The sequence below is a fragment of the Halomonas sp. BM-2019 genome, from assembly GCF_017584085.1.
The window spans coordinates 2887991-2889337 of sequence record NZ_CP071922.1; the positions used below are offsets into that span (position 1 = coordinate 2887991).

Annotated in this window: 5 tRNA genes and 1 pseudogene (1 of these 6 running past the window's edge); 1 reads left to right on the top strand and 5 read right to left on the bottom strand. The window is 65.9% G+C overall.

The annotated features are described in order from the left end of the window. Nucleotides 1-127 precede the first annotated feature (127 nt). The 4 genes from J5F18_RS14405 to J5F18_RS14420 all read right to left on the bottom strand — a co-directional run bounded on the left by J5F18_RS14405 (nt 128) and on the right by J5F18_RS14420 (nt 509). Nucleotides 128-202, bottom strand: a tRNA-Gly gene (locus J5F18_RS14405). Nucleotides 203-229: 27 nt separating this feature from the next. Then, nucleotides 230-305 (bottom strand) — tRNA-Glu (locus tag J5F18_RS14410). 20 nt (nt 306-325) lie between these two features. Continuing rightward, nucleotides 326-400, bottom strand: a tRNA-Gly gene (locus tag J5F18_RS14415). Between the two features lie 33 nt (nt 401-433). After that, a tRNA-Glu gene (locus J5F18_RS14420) sits at nt 434-509 on the bottom strand. 149 nt (nt 510-658) lie between these two features. On the opposite strand from J5F18_RS14420, the gene J5F18_RS14425 reads away from it, so the two are divergent. After that, nucleotides 659-735 (top strand) — tRNA-Met (locus J5F18_RS14425). 113 nt (nt 736-848) lie between these two features. On the opposite strand, the pseudogene J5F18_RS14430 reads toward J5F18_RS14425, so the two are convergent. Further along, a pseudogene (locus J5F18_RS14430) lies at nt 849-1347 on the bottom strand (M18 family aminopeptidase); it runs 798 nt beyond the window's last position.

Sequence of the window (1347 nt, forward strand, 5' to 3'; positions counted from 1 at the left end):
GCAAAGGCCTGAGGATATTGGGGTGATGCGAGGCGACTTCAAGGTGGCGGCCGGCGTCGGGCCGCGGATGCCGGACACGCGAAGATGCCTGCAGCGAGGCAGATATCATCGAGATAGGGGGGGACGATGGAGCGGGAAACGAGATTCGAACTCGCGACCCCAACCTTGGCAAGGTTGTGCTCTACCACTGAGCTATTCCCGCTTGTCGGTACCGCCTAAGCGTGCGAGGTGGCGTCCCATAGGGGGTTCGAACCCCTGTTCCCGCCGTGAAAGGGCGGTGTCCTGGACCACTAGACGAATGGGACGCATCAGCTTTTTCAAAGCTTGGAGCGGGAAACGAGATTCGAACTCGCGACCCCAACCTTGGCAAGGTTGTGCTCTACCACTGAGCTATTCCCGCGCTTTCTTGCACTCCGGCACCTGATGAGTCGAGTGGCGTCCCATAGGGGGTTCGAACCCCTGTTCCCGCCGTGAAAGGGCGGTGTCCTGGACCACTAGACGAATGGGACGCAAGGTCTCGGCTCGTCGAGGTGGCGCGTATGTTACTGAGCCGCCCGAGGCCTGTCAAGCATCGCCAGGCCGCCGCCCCGGGAGCCCCCAGGCCTTGCATATCAGGGAGTTGACACGCCTTGCGGTGAGCGCTAGAGTACGCGCCGCTGGCTACGTAGCTCAGTTGGTTAGAGCACATCACTCATAATGATGGGGTCCCCTGTTCGAGTCAGGGCGTAGCCACCAGATACCGAAAACCCGGCGCCACTGGCGCCGGGTTTTTCGTTATTGCGCTGCCCTCGCCTCACGGGGCCGGCCAGGAGCCCACCCCTGTCCTACCGGCCCCTCGCCGTCGCCGCTCAGGCCAGCTCGGCGCGATTGCAGAACGCCGTGAGCACCCGGGTCAGGTAGGCCACATCCTTGGCGCCAGCGGTCTCGCGGATCGAGTGCATCGCCCACTGGGGCGCCCCCACGTCCAGGGTCGGCACGCCGAGCTCGGTGGCGGTGATCGGCCCGATGGTGCTGCCGCAGCCCATGTCGGCGCGGGTGACGAAGGTCTGTACCGGCACCCCGGCCTCGCGGCACAGGTCGCGGAACAGGGCCGCGGTGGCGCTGTTGGTGGCGTAGCGCTGGTTGGCGTTGACCTTGATCACCGGCCCGCCGTTGAGCGCCGGCCCGTGGGCGGCATCGTGCTTGTCGGTGAAGTTGGGGTGGAGCGCATGGGCGTTGTCGCAGGAGATCATCCGGGAGGCCTGGATCAGGCGAATGAAGGCCTCCTCGCCGCCGCCGCCGAGCCGTTCGCTGACTCGACGCAGCACGTCGCCCAGGAAGGGCCCCTGGGCACCGCAGGCGCTGGCG